This window comes from Denitratisoma sp. agr-D3 (genome assembly GCF_054658675.1).
In genome coordinates, this window is sequence record NZ_BAAGIA010000001.1 from 363,991 (window position 1) to 385,889 (window position 21,899).

Consider the following 21,899-nt stretch of genomic DNA (forward strand, 5'->3'; position numbering starts at 1 on the left):
CCTGAACAGGAGAATTCGACATGGCGCTACTGGAACGCAACGAGTGGTACGACATCGCGCGGAGCACGAACTGGAGCCCCGCCTACGTCACCGAGGCGGAACTCTTCCCCGATGTAATGACCGGCGGCATCGGTGTTGGCCGGGAAAAGTGGGAGAGTTACGACGAGCCCTACAAGACCTCATTTCCCGAATACGTTTCTATCCAGCGTGAAAAGGATGCCGGCGCCTATTCGGTCAAGGCGGCTTTGGAACGCAACAAGCTGTTCGAGAATGCAGACCCGGGCTGGCTGTCCATCCTCAAGTCCCACTATGGCGCCATCGCCCTGGGTGAATACGCGGCCATGAGCGCCGAGGCCCGCATGGCCCGCTTCGGGCTGGCCCCCGGTATGCGCAACATGGCCACCTTCGGCATGATGGATGAGAACCGCCATGCCCAGCTTCAGCTCTTCTTTCCCCATGAGCATTGCAGCAAGGACCGCCAGTTCGACTGGGCACACAAGGCCTACCACTCGAACGAATGGGCTGCCATCGCCGCCCGTCACACCTTCGACGACCTGTTCCTCGCCCGTGACGCGACGAGTATCGCCGTGATGCTGACCTTCGCCTTCGAGACCGGATTCACCAACATGCAGTTCCTCGGCTTGGCGTCCGATGCGGGCGACGTGGGGGACTACACCTTTTCAAGCTTGATCTCCTCCATCCAGACCGATGAGTCCCGCCATGCCCAGATCGGCGGTCCTGCCTTGCAGGTATTGATCGAGAACGGCAAGAAGGAGGAGGCCGAACAACTGGTGTATCTCGGCATCGCCCGGGCCTGGCGGATCTTCTGCATCCTGACCGGTCCCGCCATGGACTACAACACGCCCTTGGCCAATCGCAAGCATTCCTTCAAGGAGTTTATGCAGGAGTGGATCGTCGGCCAGTTCGAGCGCTCCCTGATTGATCTGGGGTTGGACTTGCCCTGGTACTGGGAAAAGATGATCGCCGAGTTCGACTACCAGCACCACGCCTACCAGATGGGCCTGTGGTTCTGGCGGCCGACCCTGTGGTGGAACCCCGCTGCCGGCGTTTCCCCAGAGGAACGCGATTGGCTGGAGGAGAAGTACCCGGGTTGGAATGACAGCTTCGGCAGGTGTTGGGACGTGATCACCGAGAACATCCTGACCGGTCGCATCGACAAGACCCTGCCGCAAACGCTGCCCGTGGTGTGCAACATGAGTCAGTTGCCCATCTGCGCCATCCCCGGCGACAAATGGAACGTGCGCGACTATCCGCTCGATTACGAGGGGCGTCGCTATCACTTCAATTCCGAGATCGACCGCTGGGTGTTCCAGACCAACCCTGCCCGTTACCGCGACCACATGTCCATCGTGGATCGGTTGTTGGGCGGTGTGATCCAGCCCGCCGATCTGGGCGGAGTCCTCAATTACATGAACATCGCGCCGGGCGAGTGTGGCGACGATGCCCACCAATATGCCTGGGCGGAAAAGTTCCGTGCCCAACACTATGCGGCCAAGGCCGCTTAACTCAACCAAACGATAGGCGAGGAAACATGGCTGCACTTCCAATCATTTCCAATTTCCAGGGAGACTTCGTGCTCCAGCTGGTGGTGACGGATACGAGCAAGACCGTTGCCGAGTTGATCGACGATGCCGCCGTGCATTCGCTGGGAAAGCGGGTCAAGGCCCAGCCCGGCAAGATCGTGCGCGTCCGCCGCCAGGATGGCGAGAGTTTCTACGACGCCAGGCTGCGGGTGGACCAGACTGACATCCAGCCCATGGACTGTCTTGAGTTCATTTTCTGCACACCGGAGTAAGCGGTATGGCGTTTCAGAAATTGTGCATGCTCGACGACATCTGGGAAGGCGACATGGCCGCCTTCGATCTCGGTGACACCGAAATCCTCCTGGTCTGGCCCACCGGTGGCGACCTGAAGGCCTTCCAGGGACTCTGTCCACACCAGGACATCTCCCTGGCCGAGGGCAAGTTCTCCGGAAAGGTCGTGATGTGCCGCGCTCACCAATGGACCTTCGATGCCGCCAGCGGCGCCGGGATCAACCCCGGCGACTGCAAGCTCGCCGAATACCCGCTGCAAGTCATCGGGGAGGAGGTCCATGTGGACATCGCGGGCATCGAACCCTACTACGCCCATTCTTAAGAAGACAACCGAGGACAGTAAATGAGCCAAGCCACCATTGATGCTTACAAGAACAACCGGGTCGGGCCGGTCTTGCGTTGCAGCGACATCACCGAGGCCGTGATCGAGGCCGCCCAGATCGACAACCCGGGCAAGGCGATCCGCGTGGACGATAAGGGCGCCTACATCCGCATCGACACCGAAAACGAGTTGATCATCCGCCGCGACACCCTGGAAGCCCAGTTGGGCCGGCCCTTCAGGATGTCCGAGCTGGAGATCAACCTGGGGTCCTTCGCCGGTCGCATCGAGCAGACCGCCGAGTTCGTCCGCTTCTACTTCAACAAATCCATCTGACGGGAGTTGTCCATGACCACCGTAACGCCCCTCAAGCCCCTCAAGACCTGGAGCCATCTGGCCGGTAACCGCCGTCGTCCGAGCGAATACGAAATCGTGTCGACCAACCTGCACTACAGCACGAAGAATCCGGACGCACCCTTCGAGCTCGATCCGAACTTTCCCATCGCCGAGTGGTTCAAGCGGCATCGCAACCTGAGTCCGGTGCGCCACGCCGATTGGAACGCCTTCCGCGATCCGGACGAAATTGTGTATCGCACCTACAACCTGATTCAGGATGGCCAGGAGACCTATGTGTTCAGTCTGCTCGACCAGTTTTCCGAGCGCGAACACGACCTTTCCCTGAGTGCCGAATGGGCGGGCAAACTGGCCCGGTTGTACACACCGTCCCGCTACCTGGTGCACGGCATTCAGATGATGTCCGCCTACCTGTCCCAGATGGCGCCTGCGTCCACCATTTCCAACTGTGCCACTTATCAGACCGCCGATTCCCTGCGTTGGTTGACCCACGTCGCCTACCGCACCCGCGAACTGAGCAAGACCTTTACCGCGTCGGGTTTCGGTATCCAGGAACGGGCGATCTGGGAAGGCGATGCCGCCTGGCAGGGATTTCGCGAATTGATCGAGAAGGCCTTGATCACCTGGGATTGGGCGGAGTCCTTCGTCGTGCTCAACCTCATCGTCAAGCCGGCGATGGAAGAGGCCGTGCTGCGCGGCCTGGGCAACGCCGCCAAGCACGAGGGGGATACCCTGCTGGGTCTGCTGGCCGATGCGGAGTTGTTGGACGCCGCCCGGCATCGGCGTTGGGCCACCGCGCTGGTCGAGTTTGCCGCCACCAGCGAAGGCAACCGGCCGCGGATCCAGCAATGGGTGGACAAATGGCTGCCACTCGCCGAAAGGGCCATCGATGCCTACTGCGGCCCCTTGCCGGACGGTGCCGCCACCGCTGCCAGTGCCAAGGAGAGGGTGCTGGCCTTCCATCGCAGTTGTGGCCTGGCTTCATGACCATGGCGGCGATGGTGACCATCGAGGGGGGCGAGGTCTTCCCGGTCGCGTCGGGAGACACGCTCCTCGGCGCCGCCCTGCGCGCGGGCCTGGGTCTGCCCTACGACTGTTGTTCCGGCGCCTGTGGTAACTGCCGCGTCGAACTGCTGGCCGGGGATATCCATGACCGTTGGCCGGAGGCGCCGGGTATTTCCAAGCGGGATCGGGCGAAGGGGAAGTACCTGTCTTGCCAATCCTTGGTGGAAGGGGATTGCGTCATCCGGGCAAAGCCGGGGGGGGAATACGTTCCCCCCGTGAGGCCGACCATGCATGAGGCGACCTTGCTCGCCGTGCGCGATTTGACCCACGACCTGCGTGAGTTCACTTTTCGCACCGACGATGCCGCGACCTTCCTTCCCGGCCAATACGCCTTGCTGAGCCTGCCCGGCGTAGCGAGGCCACGTGCCTACTCCATGAGCAATTTGCCCAATGGGGAAGGCGTCTGGCAATTCATCATCCGCAAGGTGCCCGGTGGCGAATTCACCTCCCGTCTATTCGAGCAATGCCAGCCGGGGGGCGGGATCAGATTAGACGGTCCCTACGGCATGGCCTGGCTGCGGCAACAGGCCGGGCGCGACATCGTCTGCATTGCCGGTGGTTCTGGCCTGGCGCCGATGTTGTCGATTGTCCGTGGCGCGATGGCCATGCCTATCCCACCGGCCGTGCATTTCTACTACGGTGCCCGTAGCCGGGCCGACGTATGCGGCGAAGAGGAGGTCGCCGCGCTGGCCGGGCAGGGCAACGGTCTGCGCCATGTGATCGCGGTGTCGTTACCCGATCCGGCGTGGTCCGGTCGTCGTGGCTTCATCCACCAATGCCTGGAGGAGGACTTGGCCTCCCGTTTCAAGGAGTTCGAGTTCTACCTGGCGGGGCCGCCCGCCATGGTTGAGGCGGTGCAGGAAATGTTGATCCTGCGTCACCAGGTTCCGCTTGGCCAAATCCACCAAGACCGATTCTTCTAGCCCATTTTCGCTTGCCCCGCCTCAACCCAGCAGCAATGCGGGACGGCGCGCCGATCTCCAAGTTGGCGTGCCGTCCCGCCGAACGTCGTCAAATACCTACAACAGCACGGAGGACTCTCGCATGAAAAAAAGTCTCATCGCACTTGCCGTTCCGGCCGTCGTCCTGGCCACATCCGCCCATGCCGTCACCGAGGCGGATATCGATGCCTCGTTTTTTCCCTACAAGAAAGGGATGCCCACCGTGCCCGGCCTGAGCCAGGGGACGGTGATCAACAAGGGCAACGTGGCCAGGTTCAAGGAGATTCTCGACATCGCTACCTACAATCTGGTCGAGAAAGGGCAGTTGGAAATCCCGGTCGAGCAGACGCAGTCGATCGCGCTCCATCCCAATTACATCGCCGCCACCAAAAAGAACGCCAATCAGGTGAAGCTGGGCGCAAAGCCCGGCACCATAGAAGGCTACGTGGCCGGCCGGCCCTTTCCCATCCAGCCCGACAAGAGCGATCCCCGCGCGGGGGAGAAGCTGGCCTTCAACTACAAGTTCAGCCAGATCGTCGGCGATAGCGGACGCATTTTCCCTTTCTACTGGAAATACATCGACTACGCCTCCGCCAAGGTCGAGCGCCAGATGGACTTCGATTTCCACTTCATCAGCTTGAAGCACCGGACCACCCAGAATCCGGTGAACGATATCGAACCCAACCCCTCGAATATCTATCGCGGCATCTACCTCAAGGTGCTTGCGCCCCAGGATTTGAAGAACACCCAGCTCCTCATCCAGCGCTTCGACGACGACCAGAAGTTGGACGATTCCTATCTCTATCTGGGTTTTCAGCGTCGCGTGCGGCGGCTCGCCACGGGTCAGACGACCGACTCCTTCCTTGGCTCCGACCTGATGATCGAGGACTTCGAGGGTTATAACGGACGGGTGCTCGACGCCGATTGGAAATATCTGGAAACCAAGACCATGCTGATGCCGGTCTATCGCCACAGCGAGTGGAAAAGCCTGGGGCCCAAGGACAATGACGGCTTCGGCATGGTCACTTTCCATGGCCAGTCCAACTGTTTCCCCAACATCCCCTGGTCCCTGCGCCAGGTCCATGTGCTGGAAAGCGTGCCAACCAACCCGAGCAACCCCATCGGCAAGCGGGTGATGTACATGGACGCCCAGGGCACCGTGTTCCCCATCATCCTCATCTACGACAAGAAGGGGGCGCTCTGGAAGCGTTGGATGGTGGGCTTCTCCGATTCCGCCTACCACGTGCCGATCAATAAGAACGCCGGCATCATGATCTACACCAGCGCCTCCATGCTCGACGTGCAGGCCAGCCATTGCACTGCCCTGGAGCTCAAGATGGTCAGTGAACCGACGGCCAACCCACCGTCCATGTTCAACGTCCAATATATGCGCGGCGGCGACTAACCCGCATTACTTGCCGGTGGCGGGGTCACCCTGCGAGAGATCCCGCCGCCGGCCCTTTTGCCCCGTGGTTTTTTCGGCGTCGCCACCAGTGCCTGGGCCATGGATGGCTGTTGTCCCCGTTCGGGTATGCTGACGACTTTACTGACTGCCTGCTGGCTTGCTCCCCCGCTTGTTGCGTATTCGCACGCCGGGGCGACAACACCGCACCGTGAATTTCCTCGCTCATCTCTATCTCGCCACCGATGCCGACCATCTTCGCCTGGGCGGCGTGATGGGGGATTTCGTCAAGGGGCCCTTACCTGGCGTCCTGCCTGACGATCTGGCGGCAGGGGTCATGCTCCATCGCCGCATCGACAGTTTTGCCGACCGCCACGCCGCTTTTCAGCGCAGCCGGCAAAGGGTCAGCGCCGAGCGTCGCCGCTACGGCGGCATCCTGGTGGACATGTTCTACGACCATCTGCTGGCCAAGCATTGGACCGATTTCCATGCCGCTCCCCTGGCCGATTTCACGATGCAGGCCTACACCTTGATGCAGCGCCGGGAAAACGAACTGCCCGCCGCCATGGTGCCGGTCGCCCGCGCCATGGCCCAAGGCGACTGGCTTGCCAGCTACGCCGACCTGGATGCCGTGGCCCATGCCCTGCGTCGCATGGGAGAACGCCGCCTGCGTCTGCCCAATCCCCTGGCGGGCAGCGAGGTGGAGTTCCTGCGCGATGCGGCGGGCTTCGAGGCCGACTTCCGTGAGTTCATGGTAGCGGCGCAAGCGATGGTGGCGGAAGTGTTAGCCGCGTAGCATTTTTCCGCTCGTGCTTCGATACCTCAGCACGAGCGGAGGAGAGACAAAGGAAGTTTCGACTTTGCGACGCTACGACCAGTAGGGGTCCCGGTGGGCGCTTTTGGAAAAATTCTGGGGTGATGCTTCAACACCATGCGTTGAGCCGATCCTCTGGGTATCGAAGGGCTCAGCGCAAACGGCGTCTACTCAAATCCAGTAATCCACCACCAGCCCCACAAAGATCACCGCACCGACCCAGTTGTTATGGAGGAAGGCCTTGAAGCAAGGCCCTCGTTCCCGGGTACGGATTAGGGTGTAGTGGTAGCCCGCCAGGCCGCAGGCGGCGAGGAGGCCGCCGTACCAGCCCCAGCCGAGATGGACGCGATGGCCCACATAGGCGAGCAGGGAAAAGGTCAGGACGTAGCAAATCATGATCGCGCTCACCTCGAAGCGACCGAAGGTGACGGCACTGGTCTTGATGCCGATTTTCAGGTCGTCGTTGCGGTCCACCATGGCGTAGGCGGTGTCGTAGGCGATGGCCCAGAAGATGTTGGCCAGCAGCATCAACCAGGCCTCGACGGGCACCCGTTCCTGCACGGCGGCGAAGGCCATGGGAATGCCGAAGCCGAAGGCGATGCCCAGGTAGGCCTGGGGGATGGCGAAAAAGCGCTTGGTGAAGGGGTAGCTGGCGGCGACGAACAACGCGCCCACGGACAATAACCAGACCAGGGTGTTGAGGGGCAGGATCAGCAGGAAGGAAAGCACCGCCAGCCCGCCGGCCAGGGCCAGGGCTTCCTTGCTGCCGATCTTGCCTGCGGTGAGGGGGCGGTCCTTGGTGCGTTCCACGTGGCGGTCGAAGTCCTGGTCGGCGTAGTCGTTGATGACGCAGCCTGCGGAGCGCATCAGCACCGTGCCGAGGGAGAAGATCCAGACCAGCAACCCGTCCGGCTGGCCATGGCTGGCGATCCACAGGGCCCAGAGGGTGGGCCAGAGCAGCAGCAGGATGCCGATGGGCTTGTCCAGGCGCATCAGTTTTTCGTAGAGATCGAGGCGGTGTTTGACGGCTTGCCAGTTCATGGTGCGCAGAGTTCCAACAGAGAGGGCAAATAGACTTCGGTGACCAGCAAGGGCGAACCTTGCAGGAAAAAACAGGCCCGTCGCGCCGGCAGGCGGGCCGGGGTCGGGGTGCCAGACCAGGGCGCGGCGGCCCGGTAAAGCGGATGACGACGGTCCAGGCCGCGATAACGGTGGGGGCCAGCGACGATGTCGTGACGGGTGAACAGGATACTGCCCAGGGGCCGTTGGCCGATGCGGTCCAGCCAGGGCCAGGGATGGCGCGCCTGGTCCGGCGCCAGCACGGTATGGGCGTAAATCACTGCCCGCCCGCCGAGGCTGAGCACCACGTCGCGCACCAGCACGCGCCGGTCGGCACGGCCACCGATCAGGACGGCTTCGTCCGCCAGGGGAAGGGCCAGGCCCTGACGCAATACGGTGACGGAAAACGCCGTGCCGGAAGGGGCTTGGCGCAGGATGCGGGCGGTGAGGGAACGGCGCTCCTGCAACCAGTCGGCCAGACGTGGCGGGCAATGGAGTCCGGTGAGCCCGGGCTGCCAGCCGCCCGCGTCAGGGCCCTGGGCCTTGCGCGAGACGTTGCGGATTGGCGCTGCCCGTTTCATGCCTTCAACATTTCCTCGGCGCCCCTCAGCCAGCGGCGGATATGGCGCTGTACCGCGTCAGGATGGTGGCGGATCATTTCCTCGGCGACGTTGCGTGCCTGCTCCACCAGTTGCGTGTCCTCCAGGGTGGCGTAACGCAGCATCGGCACGCCGCTTTGGCGGGCGCCGATGAATTCGCCGGGGCCACGCAGTGCCAGATCCTGGCGGGCGATCTCGAAGCCGTCGGTGTTCTCGTAAATGATGCGCAGGCGCTGGCTGGCGGTCTCCGACAGGGGCCTGGCGAACAGCAGCACGCAGGCCGACTCGGCCGTGCCGCGGCCCACGCGACCACGCAGCTGGTGCAGTTGAGACAGGCCGAAGCGTTCGGCGTGCTCGATCACCATGAGGCTGGCGTTGGGCACGTCCACCCCCACTTCGATCACCGTGGTGGCCACCAGCACCTGGATGTCATTGCGCAGAAAGGCTTCCATCACTTGGGCCTTCTCGGCGGGTTTGAGGCGGCCATGCACCAGGCCCACCTTGAGGTCCGGCAGTTCGGCGCAGAGATGATCAAAGGTTTCCTGGGCGGTCTTGAGTTGCAGGGCTTCCGATTCCTCGATCAAGGGGCAGACCCAGTAGGCTTGCCGCCCCGCCAGCACCGCGTCGTGCACCCGCCCCACTACCTCGTGGCGACGGGCATCGCTGACCAGCTTGGTCACCACTGGCGTGCGGCCAGGCGGCAGTTCGTCCAGCACCGAGACATCCAGGTCGGCGTAGAAGCTCATGGCTAGGGTGCGGGGGATCGGGGTGGCCGACATGGTGAGCTGGTGGGGCGACTCGGCTTTCTGCTTGAGGGCCAGCCGCTGTTTGACGCCGAAGCGGTGCTGCTCGTCCACGATGGACAGGCCCAGACGGGCGAACTGCACGGTGTCCTCGATCAGGGCGTGGGTGCCCACCGCCAGCAGGGTTTCGCCACTGGCGATCTTGGCGGCCATGGCCTCCTTGTCTTTTTTCTTCAGGCTGCCGGTGAGCCAGGCCACTTGCAGGCCCAGGGGTTCGAGCCAGGCGGCGAGCTTGCGGTAGTGCTGTTCGGCGAGGATTTCCGTGGGCGCCATGAGGGCGGACTGGTAGCCGGCTTCGGCGGCGTGGAGCATGGCCAGGGCGGCGACGATGGTCTTGCCGCTGCCCACGTCCCCTTGCAGCAGGCGTTGCATGGGGTGGGGCTGGGCCAGGTCGGCGGCGATTTCCTGCCAGGCCCTTTGTTGGGCGCCAGTGAGGGCGAAGGGCAGGCTGGCCAGGAGTTTTTGGCTGAGTCGTCCGCTGGCTTGCAGGCGCGGCGCCCCCTTGGCGCGGCGGGCGGCGTAGGCCAGGCGCAGGGAGAGTTGCTGGGCCAGCAGCTCGTCGAAACGCACCCGGGTCCAGGCGGGGATGCCGCGCTGTTCCAGCACTTCCATGCTCAGGCTGGGGGGGGGATGGTGCAGGGTGTGCACCGCCTCGGCCAGGGGCATGAGCTTGAGTGGACGGCGCAGCGCGTCAGGCAGGGTGTCACTCAGATCCACCCGGGCCAGGGAGGCTTGCACGTGCTTTTGCAGCGTGCCCTGGCCCAACCCGGCGGTGGTGGGATAGACGGGGGTCAGGCGGTCGGCCAGGGGCGTGTCCTCCCGCACCACGCGGAAGCGGGGATGGACGCATTCGGCGCCGAAAAAGCCGTGGCGTACTTCGCCGAACAGGCGCACGGTGACGCCGGGGGCCAGGGCGTGTTGCTGGTTGGGATAGAAGTTGAGGAAACGCAGCAGCAGGGTGTCGCCGCTATCGGCTTCCTGGGTGTGGCAGATCAGTTGCCGGCGGGGGCGGAAGGCCACTTCGGTCTTGATCACCTCCACCTGGAACTGGGCGGCAAGGCCGGGCAGGGCCTCGGCTACCGGAGTGATGCGGGTTTCGTCCTCATAGCGCAGGGGCAGGTGCAGGGCGAGGTCTTCATCGCGCTGGATGCCGAGGCGGTCCAGCTTTTCCGCCAGCAGGGGCGTGACGCCCGGAATGGCGGCGGCGGGGACGCGCTTGACGGACGCCTTGGCGGCCTTGCCGTCCGCCGTGGTGTCGGCGGGCGCCCCGTCGGCGACGGCGGCTGCGGTCTTCTTGCGACGGGGTGTGGTGGGCTTTTTAGCCGAGGACGAGGACGGCATCGGCCTCGACCAGCGCGCCCTTGGGCAGTTCCTTGACGCCCACGGCGGCGCGGGCCGGGTAGGGCTGGGCGACGTACTTGGCCATGACTTCATTGACCTTGGCGAAATTGGCCAGGTCGGTGAGGTAGATGTTGAACTTCACCGCGTCGTTCAGGCTGGCGCCGGCGGCGGCGGCCACGGCCTTGAGGTTCTCGAAGACGCGCACGATCTGGGCATCGATGCCGTCCACCAGGGTCATGGTGGCGGGGTCGAGGCCGATCTGGCCGGACATGTAGACGGTGTTGCCCACCTGTACGGCTTGGGAGTAGGTACCGATGGCGGCGGGGGCCTGGTCGGTGGCGATGATTTTCTTGCTCATGAATGGACTTCCTCGCGGCTAAGGGCTTGTTGAGGGCTTACTTGCTGCCCTTCAGGGTGACCTGATAGTCGAGGCGAGAGAATACATGCTGAAGGCCCTTGCGGGTTTTCAGGTTGAGGATCAACGGTGCCTGGAGGTTGGCCCGCAGGGGCTGGCCACTTTCGGCTTCCTTGAGCAGCAGGACCGCCACCACCGCGTCGGCCGGGTCGTCGAGACCCAGGATGGCGCTTTCCTCGTCGGACAGGGCGATTTCATAACTGAAGCCGAAACGGGCCGGATCGGCGATGTTGAAGGCCACCTCGGGATGGTCCAGGCACTGGAGGATGAAGTACTTGGGGTCCTCGCCTTCGGGATGGAACAGGCTGAAGCGGTGCATCTCGTCGAAGCCGGGAATGCCCGCGGGGAAATCGATGATGCGCTCGGGGCTGACCTCGAGGGTGCCGAAGCGGGGGCTGTCGATATGGGTCACGGAATTGGACATAGGGATCACTTCTTGGTGGCCATGAGAATGCCCGGATCGAGACCCAGGGCGGCGATTTTGACGCGTGCGGCCTCGGCTTCTTCCTTGCTGCCGAAGGGACCCACCTGGACGCGGGCTTCGATGTGGGCGGGCACGCCGGCGGCTTCAAGCTTGCCGCGCAACTCCTCGGCGTTGGCCACGTTGTTGAAGACGCCCATCTGCACCAGATAACGGCGCGACGTATCCGCCGCCACGGGTTGGGCGGGCTGGCTCAAGGGTTTCGAGGCCGGGGCGTTGTGGGCGTAGGTCGGCGTCGGCGAGGTGCGCAGCTGACGCTGGGCGACGGCCTGGGCCGGTTCGTTCTTGGGGGCGGCCGCCAGTGGCGCGGCGGGGCCGGACTTGAGGGCGCCGGCCATGGTGGCCGGCTTGGCCTCGGCCGGCGGGGTGATGGGCTTGATCGGCTTGCTGCCCTTGTTCAGGCTGGGCACGGCTTCGGGGGCGGGTTTTTCCGGGGCGGGCTCGGCCTTGGCCACGGTGGTGGGGGCCTTGTCCTCTTCCTTGACGGTTTCGCTCTCGGCCTTTTTCTCGGGTTCGGCCTCCGTCGCCTTGGCTTCTTCCTTCGTTTCTTCCTTGGCCGCGTCGGCCTCGGCCGGCAGGGCGGCCATCTGCGGCGCGGGCGCCGGTGCGGGCGGCACGTAGAGGGCATCGACGATGGCGAGGCCGCCCAACAGGGCGACGATCATCACGCCGGCGATGGCGATGCGATTGACCAGGCGGCGCCGGATCGCGTCTTCTTCGTCCAGCAGCTCGTCTTCAGGCAGCGTATCGTTTTCCTGGGCGTCCATGGGGTTCATCCGTTCCGTAGTCGTTGCCGTAGGGGTCGTCCGGCAGGCGTTCATCGGCGCCCTGCCGGCTGGCCAGGGCGGCCACCAACTGGGCCTCGGCGATGGAAATGCCGCAGCGGGCGGCAATGCCTTCGGCGTCGATGCCGTGTTGGGCCAGGCCCACGGCCTCGTTGTAAAGGGGCGAGACGGTCTGGGCCGCCTTCAACCGGTCCATTTCTTCCTGCATGTCGGCCAGGGCGTTGCGCAGCATGGCCACCTCGTCGCGCAGGGCCTGCACTTCGCTGCTGCGCACCGGCTGCTGGCGCTCCCGGTTTTCACCGAGCAGGGTGGCGAAGCCCGGGTCGGCGGCGGGTGCCATGGGGGGCGGGACGGCGGGGCGGGGCCGGGTGTAGATCACCGCGTCGAGGGCTTCGTCATCGTCTTCCGTCATCGCGACCGGTGCCGGGGCGGGGGCCTGGGGCGCCGCGGCTTTCTGCCGGGCGGCGGCCAGGGCCTTGGCCTTGGCTTTGCGCCGCTTGATCTGGCGCAGCCGCAACCAGGTGAACAGCAGATAGGCCGCCACGATCATGGCCGCCAATATCAGTCCGCCCTTCAGTCCCAGTGCGTAGATGTCGATCATTCCCTCGCCGCGTCCGTTCAATCAATAAGGTCCGCTCAATGTGTCTTGCCGGCCAGGATAAACCGAGGCCAGACTGCGTCGATAATAGGGGGTGCCTGCAAGGGTCAATCATCGAATCAAGGCGGGGTTTCCATCATGTTTCTGCTGAAAAAACTGCTCACGGCCTGGCTCTTTCCGCCCGTGGGCCTGGCCCTGCCGACCCTCGCCGGGGCGGCCCTGCTGGCGACCCGGCGCCGCCGTCTGGGGATCGCCTGCATCCTGTTCGGCCAGGGCCTATTGATCGCCCTGTCCCTGCCGGTCGTGGCGACGGCGTTGATCCGCTCGGTGGAACGTTATCCGGCCCTGGACGGCACGCGCCTGGCCCAGGCCCAGGCCATCGTCGTTCTGGGGGGCGGTAGCCATTACGCCGCGCCGGAATACGGCGGCGAGGACACGGTCTCCGCCGTCAGCCTGCAACGGGTGCGCTACGGCGCCAAGCTGGCCCGGGATAGCGGGCTGCCGTTGCTGGTGACGGGCGGAGCGGTGTCCGGCGGTCGGGCCGAGGCCCGGTCCATGGCGGCCCTGTTGCTACAGGAGTTCAAGTTGCCGGTGCGCTGGGTCGAGGACCTGGCCCGGGATACCCGGGAGAACGCCCGCTTTTCGGCCCGGCAACTGAAGGCGGCGGGGGTAAGCCGCATCGTCCTGGTGTCCCACGCCTACCACCTGGCCCGGGCGGTGCCCCTGTTCGAGGCGGAGGGGCTGGCGGTGGTGGCGGCGCCGACCATGTTCGCCGTTAGCCCGGTGGGCATCGAGGCCTGGCTGCCGTCGACGGGGGCGCTGCAAGACAGCTACGTGGCCCTGCACGAATGGGCCGGTCGCCTGCTCGCCTGAGGCCGGTCCTCCTGCCCGGATGCTAGAATCCGCGCGCCTTTTCAATTACTTGTCCGGTTCCCTCGTCCCGTGAGCACTCCCGAAAAAATCGTCATCGCCACCCGCGAATCCCGTTTGGCCTTGTGGCAGGCCGAGCACGTGCGCAGCCTACTGCAAGCCCTCTACCCTGGTTGTGCCGTCGAACTGATGGGGATGACCACCCGCGGCGACCAGATTCTCGACCGTCCCCTGGCCAAGGTGGGCGGCAAGGGATTGTTCGTCAAGGAACTGGAAACGGCCCTGCTCGACGGCAGTGCCCACATCGCGGTGCACTCCATGAAGGACGTGCCCATGGTGCTGGAGCCCGAGTTCGCCCTGGTCGCCATTGGTCCCCGCGAGGTGCCCCAGGACGCCTTCGTCTCCAACAAGTACGCCAGCCTGGACGACATGCCGCCGGGTGCCGTCGTCGGCACGTCCAGCCTGCGCCGCGAGGCCCAGCTGCACGCCCGTTATCCCTATCTGGCGGTATCGCCCCTGCGCGGCAACCTGGACACCCGCCTGCGCAAGCTCGACAGCGGCGAGTACGACGCCATCATCCTCGCCGCCGCCGGCCTGACCCGGTTGGGACTGAAGGACCGCATCCGCGCCACGATCCCGGCCGAGGATTCCCTGCCTGCCGTCGGCCAGGGCGCTCTGGGCATCGAGGCCCTGGCGTCCCGCACTGACGTCGCGGCCTGGATGGCGCCCCTCAACGACGCCGTGACCGCTGCCTGCGTGCGCGCCGAGCGGGCCGTTTCCCGCGCCCTGGCTGGCAGTTGCGAGGTCCCCCTGGGCGCCTACGCCGTGCCCCATGACGCCGGCTGCGACCAGCTCTGGCTGCGGGGCTTCGTCGCCAGCCCCGACGGCACGCGCATGACCCGGGCCGAACTGGCCGGCAACGCCGCCGACCCCGAGGCCCTCGGCCTGGCCCTGGCCGAAGAGCTGCGGCGCCAGGGCGCCGCCGACATCCTGGCCGAATTGGGTCAGGCGCCGCGCTGATTCCTGGCCGATGCCGTCCGCCATGACGAACGCGGCGAGCAAGCCTCTGGCCGGTCGTCACATTGTCGTCACCCGCCCTGCCGGCCAGGCCACCCATCTGGCCGACGCCCTGGTGGCCCTGGGCGCCCAGCCGGTGCTGTTTCCGGTGCTCACCATCCGCCCCCTGGAAGACCTGCAAGCCTTGCTGGACGCGGCGATCCGTCTGGAGCGTTTCGATCTGGCGGTGTTCGTCAGTCCCAATGCGGTGGACCATGCCCTGACGCCCATCCTGGCCCGCCGTTCCTGGCCGACGGGGCTGCGGGCCGCCACCGTGGGCAAGAGCAGCGAGCAGGCCCTGGCCCGCCACGGCATTACGCACGTGATCGCCCCCCAGGACCGCTTCGATTCCGAGGCCCTGCTGGCCCTGCCGGAATTGCAGGATGTGGCGGGCTGGAAGGTCGTCGTCTTTCGCGGCGACGGCGGTCGCGAGTTGCTGGGGGATACCTTGCAGCAACGGGGCGCCGAGGTGGAGTACGTGAGCTGCTACCGTCGCGGCAAGCCGGAACAATCGCCGGCGCCCCTGCTCAAACTATGGAACGACGGCCAGCTGGATGCCGTCACCGTCACCAGTAGCGAGGGCCTGCGCAATCTTTACGACATGCTGGGCAAGCTGGGCCAGACCTGGTTGCGACAGACCCCGCTCTTCGTTCCCCACGCCCGCATCGGCGAACAGGCCGCCGCCCTGGGCATGAAGCACGTCGTCCTCACCGGCCCCGGCGACGACGGCCTGGTCAGCGGCCTGTTGGCACACTGTGAGACACTTGGCAGATCATGAATACGCCTCCTGAAAAACCCATCCATTCCCCCCGCCGTCTTTCCCTGCTGGCCGCCCTGCGCAAGCCGCCCCTGCTGATTGCCGTCATCGCCCTGACGCTGCTGGGCTGGCAATGGCTGGAGACCCGCGTCCGCCTGTCCAACGTGCAGGAGGAACTGGCCAAGCGCCTCGCCGCCGGCGACGCCTCGGTCCAGGAGAGCCGCGCCCTGGTCAAGCAGCAACAGGAAACCTTGGCGACCCTGCAAGGCAAGGTGGGGGCGCTGGAGTCCCAATTGGCCCAGGCCCAGAGCCAGCAATTGGCCTTGGAGTCCATGTACCAGGAACTGTCCCGCAGCCGGGATGAGCGCTTGCTGACCGAGATCGAGCAGTCCCTCGCCATCGCCGCCCAGCAACTGCAACTGGCGGGCAACGTGGAGGCGGCCCTGATCGCCCTGCAAAGCGCCGACAACCGTCTGGCCCGGGCGGCCCAGCCCCAGTTCCTGTCCCTGCGCAAGCTGATCAATCGGGACATGGACAAGCTCAAGGCCCTGCCCAACGCCGACGTTTCCGGCATCGCCCTGCGCCTGGAGGGCCTGGTGGCCGCCGTGGACGGCCTGCCCCTGGCCTTCGAACAGCGTCCGGCACCGGTTCGCGCCGCGACGAAAAAGGCCGAGCCGGCCTGGTGGGAACGACTGGGCAGCGATCTCTGGGACGAACTACGGCAATTGATCCGGGTGGAGCGGGTGGACCGCAGCGACCCGACCCTGCTTTCCCCCAACCAGGCTTTCTTCCTGCGCGAGAACCTCAAGCTGCGCCTGGTGAACGCCCGTCTTGCCCTGCTCTCCCGGGACGGTCGCAGTTTCCGCGAGGACCTGCGCCAAGCCGGCGAATGGCTGGACCGCTACTTTGATGGCCGGACCAAGGCGGTGCAAAGCGCCCAGGCCACGGTCAAGAACCTGACGGCCCTGGACATCGCCCGGGACCTGCCCAACCTGGATGAAACCCTGGCGGCAGTGCGCAACTTCAAATTGATCAAGGGCAAGGAGGCGGCGCCGGCCGCCAACCGCGCCAAGGGCAAGGAGTTGGGCGCCCTGGACGGCGCGAACGCCCCGGCCCGCGCCGCGTTGGGAGCCGGCTGATGCGTACCCTGCTCTGGTTGCTGGTCCTGGCGGCCCTGGCGGTGGGCCTGTCCCTCGCCGCCAGCTACAACGACGGTTACGCCCTGTTGGTGTTGCCGCCCTGGCGGGTGGAGGTATCCCTTAATTTCCTGATCCTGTTGTTACTGGCCGGTTTCGCCCTGGCCTATTGGACCCTGCGCGCCATCGGCGCCATGGCCCGCTTGCCGGCCCAGGTGGTGGCCTTTCGCGCCCGGCGCAGCCAGGGCCAGGCCGAGTCGGCCCTGCGCGACGCCATGCGCCTGCTGCTGGAGGGCCGTTACAGCCAATCGTTGAAGCGGGCCGAGGCGGCTTTCGACGCCGGTCACGCGCCGGGATTGGCAGCCCTGTTGGCGGCCCGTTCCGCCCAGTTGATGCGGGACGATGAGCGCCAGGCCCTCTGGTCCGAGCGGGCGGCTGCCCACGACGGCGACATCCACCACGCCCGGCTGATGGTCGAGGCGGTGATGGCGGTGGAAAGCCAGGACTTCGACAAGGCCAAGTTGGTATTGGATCAACTGAACCGGGAAAGCGGGCGCCATATCGCCGCCCTGCGCCTGTCCCTGCGTACCCAGCAAGGCCTGGGCAACTGGCAGGGCGCCCTGCGCATCCTGCGCCAGCTGGAGAAACACAAGGCCATGACCGCCGACCAGGCGGCCGTGTTGCGGCGACGGGCCCACCGGGCCATCGTTGACAAGTTGGACGGCGACACCGACACCCTGGAGCGCTATGTGCGCAACATGGAGGAAGCCGACCGCAACGATCCCGCCGTGGCCTACTCCCTGGCCAAGGCCCTGTTGAAGGTGGACAACGTGACCGAGGCCGCCCGCATCATCGAAGCGGCCTTGGCGGAACAGTGGGACGCCAAGCTGGTGCTGCTCTACGGCGAGGCCGAGGGCGGCGACGTGCTGGGGCGCATTTCCCACGGCGAAAAGTGGCTGCACGACCATCCCCGGGATGCGGCCCTGCTGCTAACCCTGGGCCGCCTGTGCCGCCAGCGGGAGCTCTGGGGCAAGGCCCAGAGCTATCTGGAGGCGTCCCTATCGGTGGAACCCGACCGCGCCACCCATGTGGAATTGGCTCGCCTGCTGGATCGCCTGGACCGCAGCGAGGAAGCCAACCGCCACTACCGGGCCGCGGCCACCGCCTGAGCCGCCATCAACGGGCAGCGGTTCAGTCCGCCGTCCAGTCGCGGGGACGGAGAAAGTCCGCGTAGAGTTTTTCCTCGGCGCTACCGGCCTCGGGATGCCAGTCGTAGCGCCATTTCACGATGGGCGGCAGGGACATCAAAATGGATTCGGTGCGACCGCCGGATTGCAGACCGAACAGGGTGCCCCGGTCCCAAACCAGATTGAATTCCACATAGCGACCGCGGCGATAGGCCTGGAAGTCCCGTTCCCGCTCGCCGTAGGCGATGTCACGGCGTTTTTCCAGAATGGGCAGGTAGGCCTTGACGAAGTTGTCGCCTACTGCCTGGGTCAGGGCGAAGCAGCGGTCGAAGGCCGTGGCACCGCCGGGACCGGCTTCGTTCAGGTCGTCGAAGAACACGCCGCCGATGCCACGGGGTTCGTTGCGGTGCTTGAGGAAGAAATACTCGTCGCACCACTTCTTGTACTTGGGATAGACGTCGCCGCCGAAGGGCGCCAGGGCATCACGGCAGGTGCGGTGGAAGTGTTGGGCATCCTCTTCGAAGCCGTAGTAGGGCGTCAGGTCCATGCCGCCACCGAACCACCAGACTGGTTCCTCCCCTTCCTTGCTGGCGATGAAGCAGCGCACATTGGCGTGGGAAGTGGGGCAGTAGGGATTGCGCGGGTGCAGCACCAGGGAAACCCCCATGGCCTCCCAGGAACGGCCCGCCAGTTCGGGGCGATGGGCGGTGGCCGAGGGGGGCAGCTTGGTGCCGGTGACGTGGGAGAAATTGACGCCGCCCCGTTCGAAGAAATTCCCTTCCTCAATCAGCCGCGACTTGCCGCCGCCGCCTTCGGGGCGGACCCAGCTGTCGGTGAGGAAGGCTTGCCCATCGAACTGTTCCAGGGCGCCGACGATACGGTCCTGGAGGCCGGTGAAGTATTGCTTGAGGAGTTTGGTATCCATGGCGGGGCTCTCTGTGACACGGGCCGCAGCGCGGCCCGTGGGTATTAGGGATAAGCGCCCGTCTGCGCGGGCTGGGAGGTACCGAAAGTCTTACGTGAGCGTAGCGAACTAACCAGAAACCTCCCCGCGAGGGGAGCTTGGCCTGCCCTGAGCTTGTCGAAGGGGGAGGGGCGGGTCGAGTTTTACAAGCGCGTTAGCGCTTGATCGCGCGGTAGCCAATGTCCCGACGATACTGGGCACCATCGAAGGCGATGGCCTCGGTCACTTCGTAGGCCCGGTTCTGCGCCAGCTTGACGGTGTCGCCGAGGGCGGTAACGCAGAGCACGCGACCACCGTTGGTGACGACATGACCGTTGTTGTCGGTAGTGCCGGCGTGGAACACGTGGGCGTCGTCGAAAGCTTTAGCAGGCAGACCGTGGATCACGTCGCCCTTCTTCGGATTGTCCGGGTAACCGCCGGCGGCCATCACCACGCCCAGGGCGACGCGGCGGTCCCATTCGGCCTCCACCTGGTCCAGCTTGCCGTCGATGCCGGCGTCGATCAGATCGGTGAAGTCGCTCTTCAGACGCATCATGATGGGCTGGGTTTCCGGGTCGCCGAAGCGGCAGTTGAATTCCAGCACCTTGAGGCTGCCGTCGGGCTTGATCATCAGGCCGGCGTAGAGGAAGCCGGTGAACAGGATGCCGTCGGCTTCCATGCCGCGAATGGTGGGCATGATCACCTCGCGCATGACCTTGGCGTGGATCTGGGGCGTGACGACCGGCGCCGGGGAGTAGGCGCCCATGCCGCCGGTGTTGGGGCCCTGGTCGCCGTCCAGCAGACGCTTGTGGTCCTGGCTGGTGGCCATGGCCAGGGCGTGCTTGCCGTCGGCCATGACGATGAAGCTGGCTTCCTCGCCGTCGAGGAATTCCTCGATCACCACGCGGCTGCCGGCATCGCCCAGCTTGTTGCCGGAGAGCATGTCGTCGATGGCGGCGTGGGCCTCGGCCAGGTTCATGGCCACCACGACGCCCTTGCCGGCAGCGAGGCCGTCGGCCTTGATGACGATGGGGGCGCCCTCGGCGTCGATGTAGGCGTGGGCAGCCTGGATGTCGGTGAAGGTCTGGAACTTGGCCGTGGGGATGTTGTGCCGGGTCATGAACTGCTTGGCGAAATCCTTGGAGCTTTCCAGTTGGGCCGCTTCCTTGCTGGGGCCGAAGATGCGCAGGTCGGCGGCGCGGAAGGCGTTCACCACGCCGGCAGCCAGGGGCGCCTCGGGGCCCACCACGGTGGCGTGGATGCCTTCCTTCTGGGCGAAGGCCACCAAATCGGGAATGGCGGTGAGGGGCACGTTCTCGATGCCGTCTTCCCGGGCCGTACCGGCGTTGCCGGGGGCGACATAGATCTTCTGCACCTTGGGCGACTGGGCCAGGCGCCAGGCCAGGGCGTGTTCGCGACCACCGGAGCCGATGACGAGGATTTTCATGGGACCGTCCTTGTTCCTGGTTTAGTGGCGGAAGTGGCGGAAGCCGGTGAACACCATGGCGACGTTTTGCTCGTCGGCGGCGGCGATCACTTCGGCGTCACGCATGGAGCCGCCGGGCTGGATCACAGCGGTGGCGCCGGCCTGGGCCAGCACGTCGAGACCGTCACGGAAGGGGAAGAAGGCATCGGAAGCCACTACGGAACCCTTCACCGTCATCTTGGCGTTTTCGGCCTTGATGGCAGCGATGCGGGCGGAGTCCACGCGGCTCATCTGGCCGGCGCCGACGCCCACGGTCATGCCGTCCTTGCAGTAGATGATGGCGTTGGACTTGACGTACTTGGCCACGCGCCAGGCGAACAGCAAGTCGTTCATTTCCTGTTCGGTGGGGGCACGCTTGGTCACCACCTTGAGGTCGGCCACGGTGATACGGGCTTCGTCGGCGCTTTGCACCAGCAGGCCACCACCGACGCGCTTGTAGTCGAAGGCGCCCGTGTTCTTGCCGAGGGGAACGATCAGCACGCGCAGGTTCTGCTTGGCACCGAACACGGCACGGGCTTCTTCAGTGACTGCCGGGGCGATGATCACTTCGGCGAACTGGCCGGCGATGGCTTCCGCCGCGGCCTTGTCGATGGCCACGTTGAAGGCGATGATGCCGCCAAAGGCCGAGGTGGGATCGGTGCTGAAGGCCTTGCGGTAGGCGGCTTCGGCGCTGGGGGCCAGGGCCACGCCACAGGGGTTGGCGTGCTTGACGATGACGCAGGCGGGGCCGGCGGCGGGATCGAAGGCCTTGACGCATTCCCAGGCGGCGTCCGCATCGGCGATGTTGTTATAGGACAGTTCCTTGCCCTGCAACTGGTGATAGCTGGCGATGGTGCCCGGGATCGGGTTGGGTTCCCGGTAGAAAGCCGCGACCTGATGGGGGTTCTCGCCGTAGCGCAGGGTTTCCACCTTGTCGAAGGCCAGTTGCAACTGGTCGGGGAAGGGGCCGGGCTTGTTGGCTTCGTCCAGGCTGGTGAGCCAGTTGGCGATGGCGGAGTCGTAACGGGCAGTGTGCACGAAGGCCTTCTTCGCCAGTTCGAAACGGGTGCGGTAGGTCAGCACGCAGCCGTCGGATTCCAGTTCGTCGATGATGACGCTGTAGTCCTCGGGGTCGGTGACGATGCCGACGCCGCCCTTTTCATTGCCGTGGTTCTTGGCGGCGGCGCGGACCATGGCGGGGCCGCCGATGTCGATGTTCTCGATGGCGTCATCCAGGGTGCAGCCGGGCTTGGCCACGGTCTCGCGGAAGGGATAGAGGTTCACCACCACCAGGTCGATGCGGGGAATGCCGTGGGCTTCCATGGTGCTCTTGTGCTCGTCCAGGTCGCGCCGGCCGAGGATGCCGCCGTGCACCTTGGGATGCAGGGTCTTGACCCGGCCGTCGAGCATTTCGGGGAAGCCGGTGTAGTCGGACACGTCGGTCACGGGGAGGCCGGCGTCCCGCAGCAGCTTGGCGGTACCGCCGGTGGACAGCAGCTTGATTCCCAGTTGGTGCAGGGCCTGGGCGAACTCGAGGATGCCGGTCTTGTCGGAAACGCTGATGAGGGCCTGGGTAACTTTCATGGTCTTCGGTCGTATGGGAAGAAAAGAAGGAGGAGCGGCGCCGGTGGTGGAGCAGTTGCCCGCTGGCGATGCCGCCGGTTCGGATCGGGG

The 21,899-nt window shown here is 65.3% G+C and carries 23 protein-coding genes; 13 read left to right on the forward strand and 10 right to left on the reverse strand.

Annotated features, from left to right (window positions below):
- Positions 1-20 precede the first annotated feature (20 nt).
- From ACYQ2U_RS01775 to ACYQ2U_RS01810, 8 genes are all read left to right on the forward strand, one after another.
- On the forward strand, positions 21-1,526 hold the full coding sequence (locus ACYQ2U_RS01775) for a ferritin family protein (protein ID WP_459948613.1): 1,506 nt from the start codon (positions 21-23) through the stop codon (positions 1,524-1,526).
- A 26-nt stretch (positions 1,527-1,552) separates the two neighbouring features.
- Positions 1,553-1,816: a toluene-4-monooxygenase system B family protein gene (locus tag ACYQ2U_RS01780; RefSeq protein WP_459948614.1), complete on the forward strand. Its 264-nt coding sequence runs from the start codon at positions 1,553-1,555 to the stop codon at positions 1,814-1,816.
- A 26-nt stretch (positions 1,817-1,842) separates the two neighbouring features.
- Positions 1,843-2,157, forward strand: coding sequence for a Rieske 2Fe-2S domain-containing protein (locus ACYQ2U_RS01785; RefSeq protein WP_459948615.1), 315 nt, complete (start codon positions 1,843-1,845; stop codon positions 2,155-2,157).
- Positions 2,158-2,178: 21 nt separating this feature from the next.
- Positions 2,179-2,490 carry an MmoB/DmpM family protein gene (locus tag ACYQ2U_RS01790; RefSeq protein WP_459948616.1) on the forward strand — a complete coding sequence of 104 codons (312 nt, stop codon included), beginning with the start codon at positions 2,179-2,181 and terminating at the stop codon, positions 2,488-2,490.
- 12 nt (positions 2,491-2,502) lie between these two features.
- On the forward strand, positions 2,503-3,495 hold the full coding sequence (locus tag ACYQ2U_RS01795; RefSeq protein WP_459948617.1) for an aromatic/alkene monooxygenase hydroxylase subunit beta: 993 nt from the start codon (positions 2,503-2,505) through the stop codon (positions 3,493-3,495).
- Positions 3,492-4,496, forward strand: a complete 1,005-nt coding sequence (locus tag ACYQ2U_RS01800; RefSeq protein ID WP_459948618.1) for a 2Fe-2S iron-sulfur cluster-binding protein — start codon at positions 3,492-3,494, stop codon at positions 4,494-4,496. The genes ACYQ2U_RS01795 and ACYQ2U_RS01800 overlap by 4 nt, the downstream gene beginning before the upstream one ends.
- A gap of 121 nt (positions 4,497-4,617) precedes the next feature.
- Positions 4,618-5,919 (forward strand): DUF1329 domain-containing protein, encoded by a 1,302-nt coding sequence (locus ACYQ2U_RS01805; protein ID WP_459948619.1) that lies wholly within the window; start codon positions 4,618-4,620, stop codon positions 5,917-5,919.
- Between the two features lie 208 nt (positions 5,920-6,127).
- The gene (locus ACYQ2U_RS01810) at positions 6,128-6,712 is read left to right on the forward strand and encodes an acyl carrier protein phosphodiesterase (RefSeq protein ID WP_459948620.1); all 585 of its coding nucleotides are present in this window, start codon (positions 6,128-6,130) and stop codon (positions 6,710-6,712) included.
- Positions 6,713-6,901: 189 nt separating this feature from the next.
- Here the strand turns inward: ACYQ2U_RS01810 and ubiA are convergent, their stop codons facing one another.
- From ubiA to ACYQ2U_RS01845, 7 genes are read right to left on the reverse strand one after another with little or no spacing between them, the layout of a single operon-like run.
- The gene (gene ubiA / locus ACYQ2U_RS01815; RefSeq protein WP_459948621.1) at positions 6,902-7,771 is read right to left on the reverse strand and encodes a 4-hydroxybenzoate octaprenyltransferase; all 870 of its coding nucleotides are present in this window, start codon (positions 7,769-7,771) and stop codon (positions 6,902-6,904) included.
- Positions 7,768-8,370, reverse strand: coding sequence for a chorismate--pyruvate lyase family protein (locus ACYQ2U_RS01820; RefSeq protein WP_459948622.1), 603 nt, complete (start codon positions 8,368-8,370; stop codon positions 7,768-7,770). Before ACYQ2U_RS01820 ends, ubiA begins: the two co-directional genes overlap by 4 nt.
- Entirely contained in the window at positions 8,367-10,532 is a 2,166-nt protein-coding gene (gene recG / locus ACYQ2U_RS01825; protein WP_459948623.1) for an ATP-dependent DNA helicase RecG, read from the reverse strand. The genes ACYQ2U_RS01820 and recG overlap by 4 nt, the downstream gene beginning before the upstream one ends.
- Complete coding sequence (locus ACYQ2U_RS01830; protein ID WP_459948624.1) at positions 10,510-10,890, reverse strand: Rid family detoxifying hydrolase; 381 nt, start codon at positions 10,888-10,890, stop codon at positions 10,510-10,512. Before ACYQ2U_RS01830 ends, recG begins: the two co-directional genes overlap by 23 nt.
- 37 nt (positions 10,891-10,927) lie before the next feature.
- Positions 10,928-11,371, reverse strand: a complete 444-nt coding sequence (gene fliW / locus ACYQ2U_RS01835; RefSeq protein ID WP_459948625.1) for a flagellar assembly protein FliW — start codon at positions 11,369-11,371, stop codon at positions 10,928-10,930.
- A 5-nt stretch (positions 11,372-11,376) separates the two neighbouring features.
- Positions 11,377-12,195 (reverse strand): SPOR domain-containing protein, encoded by an 819-nt coding sequence (locus ACYQ2U_RS01840; protein WP_459948626.1) that lies wholly within the window; start codon positions 12,193-12,195, stop codon positions 11,377-11,379.
- Positions 12,164-12,814 (reverse strand): DUF2802 domain-containing protein, encoded by a 651-nt coding sequence (locus tag ACYQ2U_RS01845; protein WP_459948627.1) that lies wholly within the window; start codon positions 12,812-12,814, stop codon positions 12,164-12,166. The genes ACYQ2U_RS01840 and ACYQ2U_RS01845 overlap by 32 nt, the downstream gene beginning before the upstream one ends.
- Positions 12,815-12,949: 135 nt before the next feature.
- Between ACYQ2U_RS01845 and ACYQ2U_RS01850 the strand changes: the two genes are divergently transcribed.
- From ACYQ2U_RS01850 to ACYQ2U_RS01870, 5 genes are all read left to right on the forward strand, one after another.
- Positions 12,950-13,684 (forward strand): YdcF family protein, encoded by a 735-nt coding sequence (locus ACYQ2U_RS01850; RefSeq protein ID WP_459948628.1) that lies wholly within the window; start codon positions 12,950-12,952, stop codon positions 13,682-13,684.
- Positions 13,685-13,753: 69 nt separating this feature from the next.
- Positions 13,754-14,701 carry a hydroxymethylbilane synthase gene (hemC, locus tag ACYQ2U_RS01855; RefSeq protein ID WP_459948629.1) on the forward strand — a complete coding sequence of 316 codons (948 nt, stop codon included), beginning with the start codon at positions 13,754-13,756 and terminating at the stop codon, positions 14,699-14,701.
- Positions 14,702-14,723: 22 nt separating this feature from the next.
- Positions 14,724-15,515 carry a uroporphyrinogen-III synthase gene (locus ACYQ2U_RS01860; protein WP_459948630.1) on the forward strand — a complete coding sequence of 264 codons (792 nt, stop codon included), beginning with the start codon at positions 14,724-14,726 and terminating at the stop codon, positions 15,513-15,515.
- A complete protein-coding gene (locus tag ACYQ2U_RS01865; RefSeq protein ID WP_459948631.1) occupies positions 15,512-16,633 on the forward strand; it encodes a uroporphyrinogen-III C-methyltransferase in 1,122 nt (373 codons plus the stop codon). The genes ACYQ2U_RS01860 and ACYQ2U_RS01865 overlap by 4 nt, the downstream gene beginning before the upstream one ends.
- On the forward strand, positions 16,633-17,799 hold the full coding sequence (locus ACYQ2U_RS01870) for a heme biosynthesis HemY N-terminal domain-containing protein (protein WP_459948632.1): 1,167 nt from the start codon (positions 16,633-16,635) through the stop codon (positions 17,797-17,799). Before ACYQ2U_RS01865 ends, ACYQ2U_RS01870 begins: the two co-directional genes overlap by 1 nt.
- A 22-nt stretch (positions 17,800-17,821) precedes the next feature.
- On the opposite strand, the gene hemF is transcribed toward ACYQ2U_RS01870, so the two are convergent.
- The 3 genes from hemF to purH form a co-directional block, all read right to left on the reverse strand.
- Entirely contained in the window at positions 17,822-18,742 is a 921-nt protein-coding gene (hemF, locus tag ACYQ2U_RS01875; RefSeq protein ID WP_459948633.1) for an oxygen-dependent coproporphyrinogen oxidase, read from the reverse strand.
- Between the two features lie 193 nt (positions 18,743-18,935).
- Positions 18,936-20,207, reverse strand: coding sequence for a phosphoribosylamine--glycine ligase (gene purD, locus ACYQ2U_RS01880; protein ID WP_459948634.1), 1,272 nt, complete (start codon positions 20,205-20,207; stop codon positions 18,936-18,938).
- A 21-nt stretch (positions 20,208-20,228) separates the two neighbouring features.
- Positions 20,229-21,809: a bifunctional phosphoribosylaminoimidazolecarboxamide formyltransferase/IMP cyclohydrolase gene (gene purH, locus ACYQ2U_RS01885; protein ID WP_459948635.1), complete on the reverse strand. Its 1,581-nt coding sequence runs from the start codon at positions 21,807-21,809 to the stop codon at positions 20,229-20,231.
- Positions 21,810-21,899: the final 90 nt, after the last annotated feature.

Excerpts from the sequence above, each read along its gene's own strand:
- ACYQ2U_RS01775 (WP_459948613.1), top strand. The coding sequence starts at position 21 with ATGGCGCTACTGGAACGCAACGAGTGGTACGACATCGCGCGGAGCACG.
- ACYQ2U_RS01780 (WP_459948614.1), top strand. The coding sequence starts at position 1,553 with ATGGCTGCACTTCCAATCATTTCCAATTTCCAGGGAGACTTCGTGCTC.
- ACYQ2U_RS01785 (WP_459948615.1), top strand. The coding sequence starts at position 1,843 with ATGCTCGACGACATCTGGGAAGGCGACATGGCCGCCTTCGATCTCGGT.
- ACYQ2U_RS01790 (WP_459948616.1), top strand. The coding sequence starts at position 2,179 with ATGAGCCAAGCCACCATTGATGCTTACAAGAACAACCGGGTCGGGCCG.
- ACYQ2U_RS01795 (WP_459948617.1), top strand. The coding sequence starts at position 2,503 with ATGACCACCGTAACGCCCCTCAAGCCCCTCAAGACCTGGAGCCATCTG.
- ACYQ2U_RS01800 (WP_459948618.1), top strand. The coding sequence starts at position 3,492 with ATGACCATGGCGGCGATGGTGACCATCGAGGGGGGCGAGGTCTTCCCG.
- ACYQ2U_RS01805 (WP_459948619.1), top strand. The coding sequence starts at position 4,618 with ATGAAAAAAAGTCTCATCGCACTTGCCGTTCCGGCCGTCGTCCTGGCC.
- ubiA (WP_459948621.1), bottom strand. The coding sequence starts at position 7,771 with ATGAACTGGCAAGCCGTCAAACACCGCCTCGATCTCTACGAAAAACTG.
- ACYQ2U_RS01820 (WP_459948622.1), bottom strand. The coding sequence starts at position 8,370 with ATGAAACGGGCAGCGCCAATCCGCAACGTCTCGCGCAAGGCCCAGGGC.
- recG (WP_459948623.1), bottom strand. The coding sequence starts at position 10,532 with ATGCCGTCCTCGTCCTCGGCTAAAAAGCCCACCACACCCCGTCGCAAG.
- ACYQ2U_RS01830 (WP_459948624.1), bottom strand. The coding sequence starts at position 10,890 with ATGAGCAAGAAAATCATCGCCACCGACCAGGCCCCCGCCGCCATCGGT.
- fliW (WP_459948625.1), bottom strand. The coding sequence starts at position 11,371 with ATGTCCAATTCCGTGACCCATATCGACAGCCCCCGCTTCGGCACCCTC.
- ACYQ2U_RS01840 (WP_459948626.1), bottom strand. The coding sequence starts at position 12,195 with ATGGACGCCCAGGAAAACGATACGCTGCCTGAAGACGAGCTGCTGGAC.
- ACYQ2U_RS01845 (WP_459948627.1), bottom strand. The coding sequence starts at position 12,814 with ATGATCGACATCTACGCACTGGGACTGAAGGGCGGACTGATATTGGCG.
- ACYQ2U_RS01850 (WP_459948628.1), top strand. The coding sequence starts at position 12,950 with ATGTTTCTGCTGAAAAAACTGCTCACGGCCTGGCTCTTTCCGCCCGTG.
- ACYQ2U_RS01860 (WP_459948630.1), top strand. The coding sequence starts at position 14,724 with ATGACGAACGCGGCGAGCAAGCCTCTGGCCGGTCGTCACATTGTCGTC.
- ACYQ2U_RS01865 (WP_459948631.1), top strand. The coding sequence starts at position 15,512 with ATGAATACGCCTCCTGAAAAACCCATCCATTCCCCCCGCCGTCTTTCC.
- ACYQ2U_RS01870 (WP_459948632.1), top strand. The coding sequence starts at position 16,633 with ATGCGTACCCTGCTCTGGTTGCTGGTCCTGGCGGCCCTGGCGGTGGGC.
- hemF (WP_459948633.1), bottom strand. The coding sequence starts at position 18,742 with ATGGATACCAAACTCCTCAAGCAATACTTCACCGGCCTCCAGGACCGT.
- purD (WP_459948634.1), bottom strand. The coding sequence starts at position 20,207 with ATGAAAATCCTCGTCATCGGCTCCGGTGGTCGCGAACACGCCCTGGCC.
- purH (WP_459948635.1), bottom strand. The coding sequence starts at position 21,809 with ATGAAAGTTACCCAGGCCCTCATCAGCGTTTCCGACAAGACCGGCATC.